The 15483-nt window shown below is 41.8% G+C and carries 15 protein-coding genes; 3 read left to right on the top strand and 12 right to left on the bottom strand.

What is annotated here, in order from left to right:
* Positions 1 to 8: 8 nt before the first annotated feature.
* The 5 genes from M886_RS08220 to rpl3p are packed head-to-tail and all read right to left on the bottom strand — an operon-like array spanning position 9 to position 3188.
* A complete protein-coding gene (locus M886_RS08220) occupies positions 9 to 419 on the bottom strand; it encodes a 30S ribosomal protein S19 (protein ID WP_011034059.1) in 411 nt (136 codons plus the stop codon).
* A 15-nt stretch (positions 420 to 434) separates the two neighbouring features.
* The gene (locus M886_RS08215; protein WP_011034058.1) at positions 435 to 1151 is read right to left on the bottom strand and encodes a 50S ribosomal protein L2; all 717 of its coding nucleotides are present in this window, start codon (positions 1149 to 1151) and stop codon (positions 435 to 437) included.
* 10 nt (positions 1152 to 1161) lie between these two features.
* Positions 1162 to 1410 (bottom strand): 50S ribosomal protein L23, encoded by a 249-nt coding sequence (locus tag M886_RS08210; RefSeq protein WP_011034057.1) that lies wholly within the window; start codon positions 1408 to 1410, stop codon positions 1162 to 1164.
* Positions 1407 to 2168, bottom strand: coding sequence for a 50S ribosomal protein L4 (rpl4p, locus tag M886_RS08205; RefSeq protein WP_015412326.1), 762 nt, complete (start codon positions 2166 to 2168; stop codon positions 1407 to 1409). Before rpl4p ends, M886_RS08210 begins: the two co-directional genes overlap by 4 nt.
* Positions 2169 to 2174: 6 nt before the next feature.
* On the bottom strand, positions 2175 to 3188 hold the full coding sequence (rpl3p, locus tag M886_RS08200; RefSeq protein WP_048038471.1) for a 50S ribosomal protein L3: 1014 nt from the start codon (positions 3186 to 3188) through the stop codon (positions 2175 to 2177).
* A gap of 109 nt (positions 3189 to 3297) precedes the next feature.
* Between rpl3p and M886_RS19325 the strand changes: the two genes are divergently transcribed.
* Entirely contained in the window at positions 3298 to 3423 is a 126-nt protein-coding gene (locus M886_RS19325; protein ID WP_264357967.1) for a hypothetical protein, read from the top strand.
* Positions 3424 to 4145: 722 nt separating this feature from the next.
* On the opposite strand, the gene M886_RS08195 is transcribed toward M886_RS19325, so the two are convergent.
* The 7 genes from M886_RS08195 to M886_RS08170 all read right to left on the bottom strand — a co-directional run bounded on the left by M886_RS08195 (position 4146) and on the right by M886_RS08170 (position 11972).
* Complete coding sequence (locus M886_RS08195; protein ID WP_048051015.1) at positions 4146 to 4409, bottom strand: hypothetical protein; 264 nt, start codon at positions 4407 to 4409, stop codon at positions 4146 to 4148.
* Between the two features lie 15 nt (positions 4410 to 4424).
* Entirely contained in the window at positions 4425 to 6014 is a 1590-nt protein-coding gene (locus tag M886_RS08190) for a PASTA domain-containing protein (protein ID WP_235203904.1), read from the bottom strand.
* A 37-nt stretch (positions 6015 to 6051) separates the two neighbouring features.
* Positions 6052 to 6456, bottom strand: coding sequence for a hypothetical protein (locus tag M886_RS08185; RefSeq protein ID WP_048037809.1), 405 nt, complete (start codon positions 6454 to 6456; stop codon positions 6052 to 6054).
* Between the two features lie 164 nt (positions 6457 to 6620).
* A complete protein-coding gene (locus M886_RS08180; RefSeq protein ID WP_235203903.1) occupies positions 6621 to 7241 on the bottom strand; it encodes a hypothetical protein in 621 nt (206 codons plus the stop codon).
* Positions 7242 to 7510: 269 nt separating this feature from the next.
* Positions 7511 to 7696 carry a hypothetical protein gene (locus M886_RS18275; RefSeq protein ID WP_152558006.1) on the bottom strand — a complete coding sequence of 62 codons (186 nt, stop codon included), beginning with the start codon at positions 7694 to 7696 and terminating at the stop codon, positions 7511 to 7513.
* A 348-nt stretch (positions 7697 to 8044) separates the two neighbouring features.
* Positions 8045 to 8569 (bottom strand): PEF-CTERM sorting domain-containing protein, encoded by a 525-nt coding sequence (locus tag M886_RS19105; RefSeq protein ID WP_053228877.1) that lies wholly within the window; start codon positions 8567 to 8569, stop codon positions 8045 to 8047.
* A gap of 979 nt (positions 8570 to 9548) precedes the next feature.
* On the bottom strand, positions 9549 to 11972 hold the full coding sequence (locus tag M886_RS08170; protein WP_048051014.1) for a DUF1616 domain-containing protein: 2424 nt from the start codon (positions 11970 to 11972) through the stop codon (positions 9549 to 9551).
* Between the two features lie 496 nt (positions 11973 to 12468).
* Between M886_RS08170 and M886_RS08165 the strand changes: the two genes are divergently transcribed.
* Both M886_RS08165 and M886_RS08160 read left to right on the top strand, forming a co-directional pair.
* The gene (locus M886_RS08165) at positions 12469 to 13650 is read left to right on the top strand and encodes a M48 family metallopeptidase (RefSeq protein ID WP_235203902.1); all 1182 of its coding nucleotides are present in this window, start codon (positions 12469 to 12471) and stop codon (positions 13648 to 13650) included.
* Between the two features lie 357 nt (positions 13651 to 14007).
* A complete protein-coding gene (locus tag M886_RS08160; RefSeq protein ID WP_048051013.1) occupies positions 14008 to 15438 on the top strand; it encodes an IS1634-like element ISMma20 family transposase in 1431 nt (476 codons plus the stop codon).
* Positions 15439 to 15483: the final 45 nt, after the last annotated feature.

Below are 15483 nucleotides of genomic sequence, written 5' to 3'. Positions count from 1 at the left end.
CTTTCACCTCATTTAAGCGGCACGAACTTGCTTGAACGGGTTGCTCCCACACCTGCACTGCCGTGGTTAACTCTGGATCTTGTAGGTGCGAATTCTCCGAAGCGGTGCCCGATCATTTCAGGCTGGAGCTCTACATTAACAAACTCCTTCCCGTTGTGGACTTCGATAGCTATTCCGATCATTTCCGGAAGGATGATCATGTCCCTGTGATGGGTCCTGATTTTCTTTCCTTCCTTGAACTCATGCAGGACTTTTTTCTGCCCGTCGGTAAACCCGCGTTTGATGCTCCTGCGCTCTCTTGAAGGCAGAAGTTCCGCAAACTCTTCAAGGCTCAGTTCCTGAAGTTCTGAGACGGTCTTCCCGCGGTAGGTATACTCACCCTTTCTCTTTGGTAACCTTGATGATGATTTTTTTGCCATAACGAATACACCTCATCAGCGCTTCATTCCGGTCCTTCTTGCTGCGATCAGTCCGACCTTTCTTCCGGGCGGGGCGTTTCTGCTAACAGTAGTTGGCTTCCCCGGGTGTTTCCAGGCACCGCCACCGAACGGGTGGTCACGCGGGTTCATGGCAACAGCTGAAACCCTCGGATACTTTGCAGCCCTTGTTTTCATTTTGTGATACTTTTTCCCGGCTTTGAGCCAGGGTCTGTCCACTCTGCCACCGCCGGCAACAATCCCTACAACTGCCCTGCATTTGGGGTTAAGCCACTTTATGTTCCCTGAGGGCATGGATACTGCAGTTCTGGTAGGTTCGTGGGTCACAACGGTTGCATATACTCCGGAGGAACGGACAAACTTGCCACCGTCGTTTGGCTTTGATTCGATGTTGCAGATGAAGAAACCTTCAGGCACGTTTCCGATAGGAACAATGTTCCCGGGCTTTACCTCGGCATCGTCTCCGCATTCAATGATGTTCCCTACTGCAACGCCTTCTGACGCAAGAAGGAAAAGTTCCTCTCCGTTTTCAAAGGCAACTTTTGCGATCGGGGCTGAACGTGCAGGGTCGTGCTCGATGTCTATGACTTCTCCCTGAAGGGAGGTATTTTCATCCACACGGGGGTGCCTCAGGTCTGCCTTGTACTTGTGAGAAGGAGCTCTGTAGGTAGGAGTGCCTCGACCCCTGTTCTGTGATATCAGTCTTTTACCCATGGATCACACCTCACATAAGTCCTATTCGGGTTGCAATCTCATGTGCCGCTTCAGGTTCTTCAAAGGCAAGGACTGCTTTTTTTGTACCCTTCATTGTGGTCATGGTCCGCACGGCTTTTACTTTGAACCCGTACAGCTTCTCAACATCTTCTACGATCTGCTTTTTGTTTGACCTGGTGTCAACGATGAACTGGAGCTTGTTTTCGTCAAGCAGCATCATCGCTTTTTCAGTAACAAATGGATAATTGATAGAACTCATTGGAATGCGCCCTCCAGTTTTCCAATTGCAGACTCTGTCCAGACAGTAAGGCGACCTGCGTGCGTACCCGGTGCGAGCAGTTCGGCATTCAGTGAGTCTACTGTTACGACGTCTACTCCCGACAGGTTTCTTGCAGCCTTCAGGATAGGAGAGTTTTCTCCTGTGACAATCAGAACACTCTTCTTGTGCTTGTATTTCCTGCCTCTGAGCTTTCCTCTGCCGGCTCTTATGTGCCTTCCATATTTTGCCCTGAGTACGTCCTCGTAAAGACCAGCAGCTTCAAGGAACTCGATTACCTGCTTTGTCCTCTCAAGGTTTTCAAGGTCATTTACTGCTACAATCGGAAGTTCGGCTTCAAAGATGTGCCCTCTCAGGTTTACGAGGGTAGGGTCTATGGTTGCTGCGATTGCCGAGCGGATTGCGTAACGGCGCTCTTTTGTGTTGACCTTCTCGCTCCTGTCAGCTTCCGGTTTTGGCGGGTGAGCCCTTCTTCCGCCCTTTGCGTGCGGGACTCTTGCAGCTCTGCTGCTGTTTTTGAGCCTGGGAACGTGGGATACGCCTCTTCCGGAACCCCAGCCCGTTGCCGAAGTCTTCATACCTGCGTAGAGGCTGGGACCGTAGGGCTGAAGCCTGTTTGCCTGGGCTGCGAGTACTGCCTTTTTAATAAGGTCAGGGCGGTAATCTGCGTCAAACACTGCAGGGAGTTCGATTTCCCCTACAGTTCTTCCTGTAAGGTCTATGGTTTTTGCTGTAGCCATCTTAGATCACCCCTGCTTGGATTCCCTGCTTATGTACAGGATGTTGGGTTCGCCAAGGTCGGCTTTCTTTGCTCGGATCGGATCTCTGAGCCTTATAAGCCTCTTGGAAGGCCCTGGAACACTGCCTTTTATCAGGACATAATCGCCGCGGACAAGGCCGTAGTTAATGAACCCGCCTTCAGGAGTAACTTCTTCCCCGTCGGACCCGATCTTGAGTATACGCTTGTTAAACTCGGTCCTCTGGTGATATCCGGTCTGGCCCATCTGCGGAACTCTCCATGAGACGCGAGACGGGTTGAAAGAACCGAGAGTACCTATCTGTCTGAGGCTTCCCTGCCTGGAGTGCTTGCCTTTCTGCAGCTGAATGCCCCAGCGCTTTACAGGACCCTGGGTACCTTTACCTATGGTGATTGCGGCAGTATCAACAACGGTTCCGTTCTTGAAAACGTCTGTAACGTTTACAAGGTTTCCGAGAATTGATTTTGCGTATTCGAATTTGGCGCCTAGGTCTTTTGCACTGATTCCGGATTCCATGATGTCAGGAACCTTTTTAGGGACACCAGTAAGGCTTTTTGGAAGGGTGTAGGTAACTGCCCTTATGTCGCTTACTCTGCCTTCTTCGATCAGTTTTCCGATATTTTCAAGACCTTCAGCCTGGTTGCCTGCTGCCGGGATGGGTATCCTGCGCTTTAATTCAGAATCAAGGTCTGCTGCCCATGCCTCAGCGATTGCCTTTTCCCCGGTGCTGTCTTCTGTATAAGCCCTGACGGCTGCGACCCTTATTGCAGGAGTTTCGATAACAGTTACAGGTACGGAGATCTCCATACCCTGGGTAAGGCTGTTCTTTATATCATCAACCATGATCACGTGGGTCATACCCACCTTATAGCCTGCAAAACTCTGCAGCTTTGGCTCGCCCGTAGCTTCCGGCCAGGCCCTGAACCTTGGAATGTGGCTCTTGGCCCTCTTGCGCGGACTGAATGCGAGGGAACCTCGTTTTGGTCGGTGTATGCTTGCCATATTTCTACTCCGTAAACTTCAATTGAAAACCAGTCCCTCCGGTCGGAGCAACAAAAGTGACAAAAGAGAAATGCTCTGGATTCCCCGAACGCTACCAGGTGGGGGAGGGATGTCATCAGACCTGCCGGCACAAAGCCTCGAGCAGACCGGAGTTCTGTACTCCTGGTACCCTACATTCCTTCAGGCATCTGCAGATATTCGAATCCCTCGTTCCTGCCTTGCAGGAAACCTCTAATTGAGGGACCGACCTTACGATCCTGGCAGACCCAAATCCAGGCACTTGGCCCTGATTTGAAACATATAGCAATCTGATTTTGAAACTTCAGTATTCAGTAACCTGATTCTAATTCAGCTAACCTGATTTGAAACTTCAGTATTCAGTAACTGCAACCGCAACTCATCGAAAACCTGAAACAGTTTCGTGCGATTTAGACGCCTCCGGGGCGCCAAAAGCGGGCGTTTCAAAGCATTGGCCCTTTGACACTAATGTTGATCCGACTTTTCTCACTGGCTTGTATTCAATGCAGGAAATTCAACCGCAAAAACGGTAGAAAACCCTTACTTCCGGAGATTTCCGGGAGTTTAGCATTAAGCATCACATTGATCTGATTAAACGCTTCAAGCATGAAGATGCCTGAAACTTCACATCTCTGATGTACTTTGCCTTTAAAGGGCACATCTATTATATAAAGCCTTTGCAGAGCAGGATAAAAAATAAAAAAGAAGAATCAATGGCAGGGGAAAAGAAATAAAGTAAACTGGGAAGTTAAAGACTTCCTAACTGCCCGTACCCGGAGAATATACAGAAATCTGCAACACACAAATGTAAATTGCTCTATATAATACATTCAGGGCAACAAACCTTCTCTGTTTGTAGTCCTGAGTGGACCGGGGAACAAAAAACCCCTGAAAAAAGAAATCTTGAAGATTTCCAGATTGGATAGGGTTAGAAAGAGTTCAGAGCTCTGCCTGTTTTTTGGCAGACTCCCTTTTTACAATTCTTGGAATTTTCCTGCCCCTGAAATTGATCCCGCCTGCAATTGCTACCCCTTCTGTTTTTCGTATTAATTCGGCATAACTGCTGTCGAAGCTTGCAATGAGTGTTTTTCCTGCTACCATTTCAATCCGCCCCCCGGTTTCCAGAACCAATTTAAGGAGCTTCTGGACCTGAAAGGCTGTAGCATTATCTGTAACCTTTATAAGATACGTTTCAAATGGCATTGAAAAACCTGCAGATCAAAGCTTAATCCTGGAAATTGTATTGCTGCGCAGCTGGGTCACAGGTGCCTGTTTTGAAACCGTAAGGCTGACCGGGACTGACAGATCAACTGCAGAGCCTGCACACGGATTCTGGCTTATAACTGTTCCTGCAGCAGCTGTAGAAACAGCTTCAGATACTGTTCCTGCTTTTATCTCCTGAGCCCCAAGTAAGGAGATAGCTTTTTCAAGAGGCATTCCGACAAGATTAGGAACCGGTTTAACTGAGGGCTCGGCCTGGGCTCGGACCTGAGGCTCTGCAGATGTTTTCACCTGAGTTTCTAAAGGCGCAGTCGATGAAGTTTCACCTGAAACTTTAAATGTAGTTTCAGGCTGCAGCTTTGATGCGGTTTCGGATAAAATTTTATTTACAGGTTTTTTAGCAGCAGTTTCGGGAAAAGTATTCAAAGGCGCTTCAATAACTGACCCTATTTTCCCTGCTGAAACTACGAGATCAATTTTTGAATATTTTTCCACTTCAGCCCCGGGTTTAAGGCTCTGTGCAAGGACAATGCCCGGCTTCCCGCTGCTAACGAGCTGTTCTTTGATACTGCCAGGCAGGAGTCCGGATTTATCTATTACCTGTTTTGCACTCTCAAGCTCAAGTCCAAGCAGGTTCGGGACTTTAAAAACCGCTACTGAAACCGTCAGGACAATTGCAGTGTCAACACTGACTTCAGAACCAGGAGGGAGGCTCTGTGCAAGGACCATACCCGGGGTTTTATCAGCAGGTTTTTCTTTGACCCCTTCAAGCCTGAGCCGCGATTTTTCGATGAGAGCTTTTGCAGCTTCGAGACTGAGACCTGAGAAGTCCGGCACTTTTAATGAAATTATTTTCGAAATGATAAGATCCACAGCTGCCCCCGGTGCTGCGAGGGAGCCTTCAGATGGGAGCTGGCCTATTACCGTGCCCTGGGATGTGCTGCTTTCTTTTTCGAGAATCTCTCCTGCTTTAAAACCTGCCTCCTGAAGTTTGCTTTCTGCTTCTTCTTTTGAAAGCCCGACAAGGCCAGGGACTTCTTTACAGGAAGCAATATCCGGCTTTTCAGGAACAGCCTTTAAAGAGAATTCTATTGTGCTGAGGTTTTCGGGGCTGATAATATCATCGGCTTCTGGCATCTGGAACCTCAGTTCCTCCCCTTCCAGAGCAATATTTGTTTTAAGGGTCACGTTCATACCGCTGACAAGGTACTTTGGACCTGACTGGATTTTCTTCAGTCCTTTATCCATTTCCGCAAGTGAGGACGCAAAAGAGCTTACAAGGTTCGAAGAAGAAAGCACAGGCCTGCTCTTCTGTAAAATGGAGATTTTTGCTTCAAGGCCTGCTTTTTCATTTGAGAGCTTTGCCACCTGTGCTGCAAGACTGCTTTTTTCCCTTTCAAGGACAAGTTTTTCTCCAAGAACCTTATCCAGATTTTCCTTATAAGTAAGGGCTTCTTTCTGTATGGATTGAATTTCTATTTCGGTATAATTCAATTTATTCAGAATGCTGGTATAGCTGCTGGCATCTATTGTCCCGGCTTTCCTGAAGGCTTCCAGGTTGCTCTTTATATCACCTATATTCGTCATCTTGTTCCTCCCGGAAGAGCGTCTCCTTAAAAGGGCATTATCCCTCCCTAACCTTTGAAGAGGCAGGTATGGACACTATTTTTGCTTTGATGCAGCTTGAGCCCTGAACATCATAACTGTAAAGAGAGTTATAAGAGGCATTGAGAGGAGAAGCGTTGAGGACAGGCCTGTAGCCCCGGATCCGGTTTCTGGAGTCCCTTTCCTCTTCAAGCTTCACAGTTAGCGACATTTTGAGTTCAAGGTCTACCTCCGGGATATGATACCATGTAGCCTGTATATCATATCCGCGGAGGGCTTTTTCTTCGTCAATTTCTATCTGGGTCTTTATGGAGTTCAGGTCAAGAGCCCGCTGGGTCTCAGCAACAGAACGCCCAACTTCCCCCAGAAGCCTGGAAAGAGGGGTGATAAGTATTTCTCCGATTTCTTCCCCGTTGTTTGCCACAATTACAACTCCTTTAAATAAGTTTCGGAATGAATATGAAAAAACACATCAGTGCAGACATCATGCAAGAAGTATATTTAAAGCCTTACATGCCGCGACTGCAGTCAGAACCTCATATTAATTAAAACATCCTGACTGCAGCAAGAAACATTTTACGGAAAATTTTAATTCGGGCTGGCTGGGGCAGCAGCCTTGACTGTCACTTTGGGAATTGTCCTCTCAGGGGCAGGGACAGGCCTCAGGGTTGTCCTCAACAGGCTTGTACCTTCTTCCTTGAAAGAATATTTTGAACTGTATTTTGCATTAAAAGTTGAAGTATAAGCAACGGTTGTTGTATTTTCAATGCTCCCCTTGCTCTTTCCAAAGAGCAATTTTGCAAGCCCTCCGGACTCCATGCTACCGCTGACCTTTGACTCGTTTGTCAGCTTAAACTCACTGCCGTAAGTGAGCTCAGTTGATGATTCCCTCATCATTGTGATCGTCATCTTAACCTCGATAATCGATTCCGTAAATTCGTAAAAACGAGGCTCAAGCCCGTAAGTCAGAAGCGACATTGGCTTGTCATTCGTAACAACATCGCTCGCAGTAACGTTGCCGTCAGCGTCCGTTGTCTCTTCAATGTACATTACAACGCTTCCGGCATCAAGCCTGGTCCCTGCAAGGGCCTGGGCAACCTGCACGGAATTCATGTCCAGAGCCATCTGTCCCTCTGCAATCGCAAGGGCCATTTCTTTAATCATTTCCCCAAAAGGAACGTTCAATAGTTCCTGACCGACACTTACCATATTAGTTATCCCCTTAGATTTTACAAAACTGAGTAAAAAAATTAATACATTTATGATATAAAATACTTTGTCAAAAAGTCAGATCTTATTAATAAAAGAGTAAACGTATCTGCTCTAATATCTGGCTGCTGTTCTTGAAGATAGTAGCTGCAAAACCAGTAGAAGATAAGTCACCAACAGGAAAAAAATATTAAAAAGAGAATATTAAAAAGAGAATATTAAAAAGAGAAAGGAAATTAATTACTCTGTTAGAATAAAGCGGAATAAATTTACGCAGACACTCCGGAGAAGACCTTTTCTCTCATTACTCTTCCCTGAGCTGCTGAAAGGCATTCAAGCGTACAGTAAATTGCCTTATCCTCCACTTTTTTCAGGACTATAAACTCATTTCCACAAATCGGACAAATTTTTCTTACATACTCCATAAACATCACCCACTTGCTGTTAACTTTCATTCAAATAATACATTCTACAGGCAGCTACTGCATATTTTATTCCTGATAAAGGGAATTAAAGGCACAGAAGAATATTATTAACCATCTGAATACTTTGAGCGTAATAATATGAACTCATATTTCTAAGTTTCTATAATTTTATTCGCACCTATCATTTAATAGTAATAAAAGTTTGTAGATAGTAGACATTAGATGAGTAAATAACATTAGGAAAAATAGTTTCTGAAAATTGTTACTTAAAGTTATTACTGAAAAAGTAGGAGTTTCCGGAAAGATTTAGAAATGGATTTAATAAATAAAAAAAGAAAAAATTAAAAAGATTAAAGAAAAGAAGAGCTGGGAGGGAAATCACAGACCTTCTTTCTTACGCCCGAAGATGAAAACTAATCCAAGGATTGCTGCAATTGGGAGAGCTAGAGTTGGGAACTCAGGTATACCTATATCTAACCATGCAGCTGCAAAACCTTTAGAAGCTGCTGTTGATGTTCCTTTCTTGATTACTATTTGTACTTCTCCTTCTCCAGCAGGTACTGTGGAATCTCTTACTAGATGTATATTACCTGTATTATCTCCGCTATAAGTGAAAGTTGAGGTCCAAGTGGCCCCACCGGATGATGACCCAGTTAAACCAGAGAAATCTTGAACTTCTCCACTGAGACCCGGACCAGATACTGTAAACTCAACTATATATGTACCAGCAGAAAGACCATTAACTGTGAAAGGAACGTCCAACGCTCCAGTATCAGAGGGTATATAATAATTACCATCATCAGATGGATCAAGTCCCAAAGTTATATAGCCTGATGCCATTGCGCTTCCACTAAAAAGCAACACGAGTAATCCACTTATAAAAAATAAAAATATTTTTTTCATAATCTACCCCTATTTTCCAGATATTTGTTTCATTATTTTTCTGAAAGACATATAAATTAGATTATACAAATGTTTAATCCGAGTATCCATTAGAAAAATTAACGTTATCCACGAATATTCAGAAACTCATACTAAGCTCTTAATGATTACTTAATGTATAACCATATCTCTATGCATACATAAGCTTGATAACTAAATTGAAAAGAATGGGGAATATTCAGGGGAAACAATCAATCAGACGATGGATCGCGCCAATTACTAGATTAAACATTTTATAATGCTATTCAGGTATCTATTGCAAAATATATAAGGATGTGCATATTAAATATTTAAAATAAGATTTTAGAAACCAATTAAAGAAGATAAAGAAAGATAATTAAAAAGTAGTAAAGGATTTGAAAGTTGAAAACTCAGGTTATTCCCTTTAGAAAAAGTTGACCAGTGTAGAATAAGTTTTATAAGCCAATTTTTATTTTAGTAAACATTTCTAATATTTTATAATAATATGACAAATGTGCTAAAATATATAAAGAACTATATTTATAGTGTTATTTATTTTCCTAAAAACGATCATGATTAAATAAGATAGAACAGAAAATCAAAAGTTTGCTGACATAGATATGAACAACAGCTAAGTTTAGCCCAACATTTCAAAAACTGGAAATTATAAACTTGAAACAAAAACAAAAACAAAAAAAACATAACAAGTATTAGAGGAGAAATAAAAAAACACGGAGTGAAAAAAGTCAAAGTTTTTTGTGAGTTCATCCAAACTGAGATTAGAGTTGGATATAAGTTTTAAAATGATCATTCTTGGGATCAAAAATTATTTTTTAGACTATCATTGAAAAGGAACAAAATTGGTTTTGATATGAAGTTTTGTAGTATATGTCTAGATGTCCATCGACCTTTAGTTCACATTATTAAAAATTCGTTAATCAAAAAACAATAGTTACGATCATCTGAAACAATCAGCTGTTTAGATGGAGAGATCTACTACAAATGTAGTATTGCCCTCCACTTTTTTGGAGTTAAGATCATAGCCCGTAACATAGACTTTGTGATCGCCCTCATTCAAGTCAGACCGTATTCTTGCTTCATAATAGTAGGACCCGTCAGAGTAGGACAGGTAAGTGACGTTAACCGTGCGATTGCCCGAGACATACACTGAGGGCAATGATTTTAAAGTAGTTGAAGGAGTTACGTTAATTTCCAAATATCCTACACCTATAATTTTAGGATCGAGTTCAATTTCAAAGTTAGGAATTGAAGTATCAACTTGAAACTCATCAAAAGTGGAGACTGTATTCCCATAAGTATCCGTGCAGACAGCTTCCACAAAGAAGTGTTTTCCTGCACTTACAATATAATTGGCTGTCCAGTTAATCCCATCAGATGATTCAAGTTCAATCTTTTCTGACTCAAAGCCGTCTCGAGTAACCAGGCATACTGCAGACTGGAGAGGCACAGGATAGGTAACGGTAAAGGTTGTGGCAGTCTTGCAAGGATTGGGAGAAATATCTAGCATAACCCTGGGGGCTCCGGTGTAAATTTGAGTCCGGGTATCAGGTTCCGGATGCTCAGGCTCTTCATTGCCTGCCCTATCAACAGCTCTTGAACGGAAGTAATAGGTCTGGTTATCCTTTCCGGTAAAGCTGAAAGAGTTATCTGTTGTCTTTGAAATCCAGGGCTCCCAGTTAACCCCGTCCGTGCTTGAGTCTATGGAATAATAAGCAATTCCAGAAAGGTCATCTGTCCCGTTCCAGGAAACCGTAAAGGTTTTGTTGTCCGTGAATGCCGGGAGCTCCAGCACACTTGAGGTTGGAAGCACGGTTTCGACAGTATTGGTCTCCGAAATATAAGCAGATAGTTCTGAAACAGGCTTTAAGGAAATCCTATCCCAGAAAACGTCAACAGGTACAATTTCACCCGGCACCTGCCTCAAACCGAATGAGAGGTTGTTCTCTCCTGCCTGAAGAGATACCGGGACTTCAAGGTGCTGCCACCCTTCCGCTTCGCTGACCCCGTCTGTCCACACGGTATCTCCATTAACTGCAACGTATTTTAGCTGAGAGTCTTCCTTAGAAGTTAAGTTGAAGTTATCGATAACGTATGCCGAGAGCACAGCCATGGTGTCTTCACCACAAGTTATGTTTTGAGAGATTTCACCGGATTGCCCTGGCTGATCAAAAAGGCTTCCATTATAGGAGCTGCTTATTCTGTATGCGAGGGAGGAGTTTACTCCAGACCCACTTACATAAGAACCTGTTATATACTCGGTATTTGAAGTGAAGTTCCATATTTCTGAAGATTCCATCTCTCCATTTTTAATCACCGGAAGCGATGAGGCATCAGTGTACTTCTCATCAACCAGATGAGAGAAGGTGTTATTGTTATCCAAATAAAGATGGACAGACCTGTAAGAGAAATAATCGGGCTTTTCCTTAAAAAGAGCAAACTCGAGTTTGGACCTGTCATTTTTCAGGCTATGACGCGTGTAAGTCAAATTCTTCTGCCATACCTCTCCGTCTTTCAAAGGAACATTAAGCTCCTGAATTACCTCCTCATCGACTTTCATCTGGAGGATATAGTTTACACTCTGAAGTTCATGGTTTTCAATTCCTACTGTGACGTTAACAGGGACATTGATGAAGCTCTCATTCGGATAACCTTCGGCTTTTCCGTCGGGACCAAGGAGATAAAGCATGGTAAAAGTCTCCTTTTCCCGGGTCATCTTGGCGTATGCCAGCATTGCACTTGAGATAATAATAGAGCCTATCAAAGCAATTACGAGAGCCTTTTCAATTTCCGGAGGCAGGGACTTTTTTCTGGTATCAGCCCCTTTCTCTTTGATGGACGGGTACTTCAAACCCTTTGCTTTAACTTTGCTTTTTGACCTGTGAAAACGCCTTGCTTCGGCTGGAGAAGTCATTTTTTCAGGCTCTTCGGGCTCTTCAGGCTCTTCATCAACCTCATCCGACTGAATGGATTTTATGAATTCTTTTAATGAAAAAGAGAACTGCTCGCTTTCATCTTTTAATTTTCGTGTAAAAATTGCAAGAATACTGAAGAAAGTCGTGATCCCAAGAATGGATATAACTATCGGGGCAGGGCGATAGCCCCAGGGAAGCAGGCTTATTAAAAAGCCGTCAAAAACTGTAAGTACGAGACTGAAGCCAACACTTAATGTAAAACGTTCTATGCCACTGATTTCTTTATTACCAGGAAAGAGTGCGGATATAAAAGCATAACCTGGAACGAAAAAAAAGAGGGACAGCGCTACAGGAATTCTAAGAAATGTTTCATTGAATGGGGGAACAAGTACAAAAATAGCTCCCAGACATGAAAGAATAGTAACTGCAAGCAAATCGTCTACAAAAACACATTTTTTTAAGTGTGGCATTCTACTATGAAGTAATTCAACAAAAGATATAATATTTTCCCAATATTAAAAATACATTTTCCCAGATTTTATAGCACGGGAGCAAAAACCTGTAGCCTGTAGTCTGACAAAGTATAAAAACCCGGATGATCAGAGTGAATAAATATTTGCGAGGATAGAGATACGGAGAAGTAAATGTAATTATTAAGTAACCTGAAGTGTATCGAGCCTTCATCCGGAGATTTCTATTCGAAAAGTATTTACTTTCTTGAGAATTACTGCCTACAATTACATTATTAAGAAGACAGACATACACAGAGAAAGCCCCTTTAAAAAGTTAAGCTTTTTATTATTTCATCAATATTTTTGGTATAAGTAATTCAAATAACAGATGAAAAATCTACGTTTAAAAAATCTACGTTTAAAAAACAAATTTAAGTTTAAAAAATCTGCATTAAAAAACAAATTTAAGTTTAAAAAATCTGCGTTAAAAAACAAAAAACAGGGGGACATATAAATGACCGGATCCGAAATGCCTGAATCTTTTAATTTTTCTTCAGCCCTATCAGGCGGGGTTGCAATAGAAATTATTTTGATTGTTGCAATAATTGCAATTTCAGGGTTCCTGCTGTATGCTTACATATATTTCTCAGGCAGCAAATGGATCCTCAGATGGTATGGAGCACAGAAGGTCCAGAAGAGCGAAAAACCTCTTCTTTACTCACTCCTTGAGGACCTTTCTTCCAGAGCAAAAGTCAACCCCCCCGAAATATACAGCTTTGAGTCCAGAATTCCCTCAATGTTTACAGTCGGCAACACAGGCAAATCTTCAATCGCTATTTCGACATCCATGCTGGAGATGTTTGGAGAACTGGAACTGGAAGCCCTGATGGCGCATGAGATCGGACACATACAAAATGGGGATGTGGGCAAAAATACGTTTATAGCATTTCTTGCAGGCACAATAATGTCATTTCCTAACTTTGCAATGTGGTGCTCCATGCTCTCCGGTTTCGGACAGCCCGAGGACCCTGCACCCAGATTCTTCAGATATATAGGAACTGCTATTGCCGCTCCGCCTGCAGCACTTCTCATACACTTCACAAACCCGGCTAGAAGAGAACTCGAAGCCGATGAAATAGCAGTGAAATTAACAAAAAACCCCCAGGTCCTGGCAAAGACGATAGAGTACCTTGAAAACTACATCCCCCTCCAGCCTGTATCCACCAGGTTTAACCCGGGCCATTTCCACCTTTTCAGCACGCACACCCAGCAGGTGAGAGGATACCTGTCTATATTCATATCCCTGTTCGACACTCACCCCGAAACCGGAAACAGAGTCTCACGCATCCTGAGCCATACAACTTACTCGAAAAACGAGAATATCAGCAATAACCGCTCAAGGGTCCCAGGCTTTTTTGATGTGAAAAACTGGAGGCTTTCACTTGGTATAAGCTTTGTATCTTATATGGCTTTCCTGTTTGTAATTATCGTGGGAGTCACTTTTGCAATCAAAGATTTCAATTTCCTTGTAAACGGAGGAATTGCTGCAATATACACATGCGCAGTCGTACTGCTTATCGGAGCTACTGCGAAACTCTCCAGAAGGAAGACTTATTTTAAAGGTCCTTCTCTAATTCGCAAAAGAATTATTTTGAACTCTGTACAGGCTTTCAAGCATCTAATGAGAAGAGAATAAAACTGTGCTTCCGCTCACCTGTACAAATATCTATCCTAAGAAATTGACTGAAAGAAAAAGAAGAAAAAAAGAAAACATAGAGAAGAAGAAAAATAAGAAAAGCAAATAAGGCTTTACGAAAACTGAGAATCCTTAAAAGGTAAAGAGATAAATAAAGCTTTTCAAATTAATTTACCACTATTTTAATTTACACTTCATCTCTTCAGTTCTATAAAGTACATTATACCTGCTGCAACACCTGCAAAAATAATCCAGCCTATATGTGTGTGTACTAGCATCATCGTTTCCTGCCCATAGTAACCTGACTTTGACAGTAATATAAAAATAAGTGCTCTTTGTTTTGTGTTGTTTGGTAAAATGAACATCACAAAACATAGAGCCTTCCCTACAATTCCTAACAAGAATATATGTGTTCCTATCGGACCGATTCTTGCCGTCCAACTCTTTTATGAAAAGCTTAATTTCTGTGACATTTTTAGCAAGCATAAAAGCAAAGGTCTTGACCTCAATAGTTTAATAATCGGTTTGTTAAGCTATAAATTAACTGAGAATTTCAGTATCAAAGAAGCTGGCAAATGGTTAAATCAGAAAGAGATTCTCGATATCTTAAATCTTGAACAGTTTCATGAAAGAGTTCTTTACAGAACTCTTGAACTTTTAGGACGTAACAGAGAGGAAATTCTCTCTGATATTCTGGATTCTCTGTTTTCTGTATACGATTTTGAAGAGACAGATATAAACCTGGATTGGACGAGTATAGTTCTTTTCGGAACTAAATCCAAACTTGGTAAATACGGGTATAGCAGAGATTACAGACCTGATAAGCTACAGATAACCGTTGGAATTAGTGAATTAGCTAATCCCATTAACATTCCTATTGGAGTTACAGTGAATAGAGGAAACGTTCTTGATCTGGAGCATTTCTCTGACACATATAACCAGGTAAAAAGTAAACTTAAAAAAGGTTCTCTTATTATTTTTGATAAAGGAGCTAATACCACTGATAATCTCAAGAGTATACAGGATGCTGAGATGGAATATCTCACTGCCATGAAACTGAATACAAGTGACGATAAAATAATAGAGAACTTTTATCTGGAAAAAGCAGAACTAATAGATTCCGAAAAAGGTATATATGGGATAAAAATCGTCAAGCCTAGCAGCATCAAATACTTATATTTCTCTGAATCTTTACAGAAAAGACAGTTAGAGGCAAAAGCAAGAGCTGTTATGAGGAAGTTAAAGGAAGCAAAAGAGATTCAGAAAGCTGTAGTAAACAAGAAAAAGCTTCCTAAGAAATTCAGAATAAATAATGAATTGATTGAGATTGATTACTCTTTTAGAACTAAGCTCGAAGAGCTTAGTGACGAGGAAGCTGTAGAACTCCTTAGAGCTTCACTGATTAATGGAAGAGAAGGATTTTTTTGTCTGAAATCAAACAGGGATTTGACACTTGAAGATGCGTTAGTAACATACAGAAAAAAGGATTCTATTGAGAAAATATTCCATTCGTTGAAAAATGAAATCCAGATTAAGCCGTTAAGAGTTTGGTCAGAGGATAGCGTTTATGGAGCTATTATCCTTGGATTTATCGCTCAATTATTCATATCGCTGATGCGATATGAATTTGAAGAGCTAAAACACACCTCTACAAAATTCATTAAAAAAAGCTTGAAGAATTTGACACTTACAATCAAGTTCAGGATAAATGGCGTCAAAAACTATATTTTTGCGAATTTTGACAGGATCAATAGCTTGATAGTAGCAAAATGGAATGGAATTACATAGAATATGTAAGAAATTTTTATAAAATTGAACGAATTGTCAAGTCAA

Origin of the sequence: Methanosarcina soligelidi, assembly GCF_000744315.1 — an archaeon.
In the GTDB taxonomy this organism is placed as follows: Archaea; Halobacteriota; Methanosarcinia; order Methanosarcinales; family Methanosarcinaceae; genus Methanosarcina; species Methanosarcina mazei.
The sequence above is the reverse complement of the archived record's forward strand: the minus strand, read 5'-3'. Positions and strand labels throughout refer to the sequence as shown.

Coding starts and splice junctions, on each gene's coding strand:
- M886_RS08220 (WP_011034059.1), bottom strand. CDS start 419: ATGGCAAAAAAATCATCATCAAGGTTACCAAAGAGAAAGGGTGAGTAT.
- M886_RS08215 (WP_011034058.1), bottom strand. CDS start 1,151: ATGGGTAAAAGACTGATATCACAGAACAGGGGTCGAGGCACTCCTACC.
- M886_RS08210 (WP_011034057.1), bottom strand. CDS start 1,410: ATGAGTTCTATCAATTATCCATTTGTTACTGAAAAAGCGATGATGCTG.
- rpl4p (WP_015412326.1), bottom strand. CDS start 2,168: ATGGCTACAGCAAAAACCATAGACCTTACAGGAAGAACTGTAGGGGAA.
- rpl3p (WP_048038471.1), bottom strand. CDS start 3,188: ATGGCAAGCATACACCGACCAAAACGAGGTTCCCTCGCATTCAGTCCG.
- M886_RS19325 (WP_264357967.1), top strand. CDS start 3,298: ATGTCATCAGACCTGCCGGCACAAAGCCTCGAGCAGACCGGAGTTCTG.
- M886_RS08195 (WP_048051015.1), bottom strand. CDS start 4,409: ATGCCATTTGAAACGTATCTTATAAAGGTTACAGATAATGCTACAGCC.
- M886_RS08190 (WP_235203904.1), bottom strand. CDS start 6,014: ATGACGAATATAGGTGATATAAAGAGCAACCTGGAAGCCTTCAGGAAA.
- M886_RS08180 (WP_235203903.1), bottom strand. CDS start 7,241: ATGGTAAGTGTCGGTCAGGAACTATTGAACGTTCCTTTTGGGGAAATG.
- M886_RS18275 (WP_152558006.1), bottom strand. CDS start 7,696: ATGAAAGTTAACAGCAAGTGGGTGATGTTTATGGAGTATGTAAGAAAA.
- M886_RS19105 (WP_053228877.1), bottom strand. CDS start 8,569: ATGAAAAAAATATTTTTATTTTTTATAAGTGGATTACTCGTGTTGCTT.
- M886_RS08170 (WP_048051014.1), bottom strand. CDS start 11,972: ATGCCACACTTAAAAAAATGTGTTTTTGTAGACGATTTGCTTGCAGTT.
- M886_RS08165 (WP_235203902.1), top strand. CDS start 12,469: ATGACCGGATCCGAAATGCCTGAATCTTTTAATTTTTCTTCAGCCCTA.
- M886_RS08160 (WP_048051013.1), top strand. CDS start 14,008: ATGAACATCACAAAACATAGAGCCTTCCCTACAATTCCTAACAAGAAT.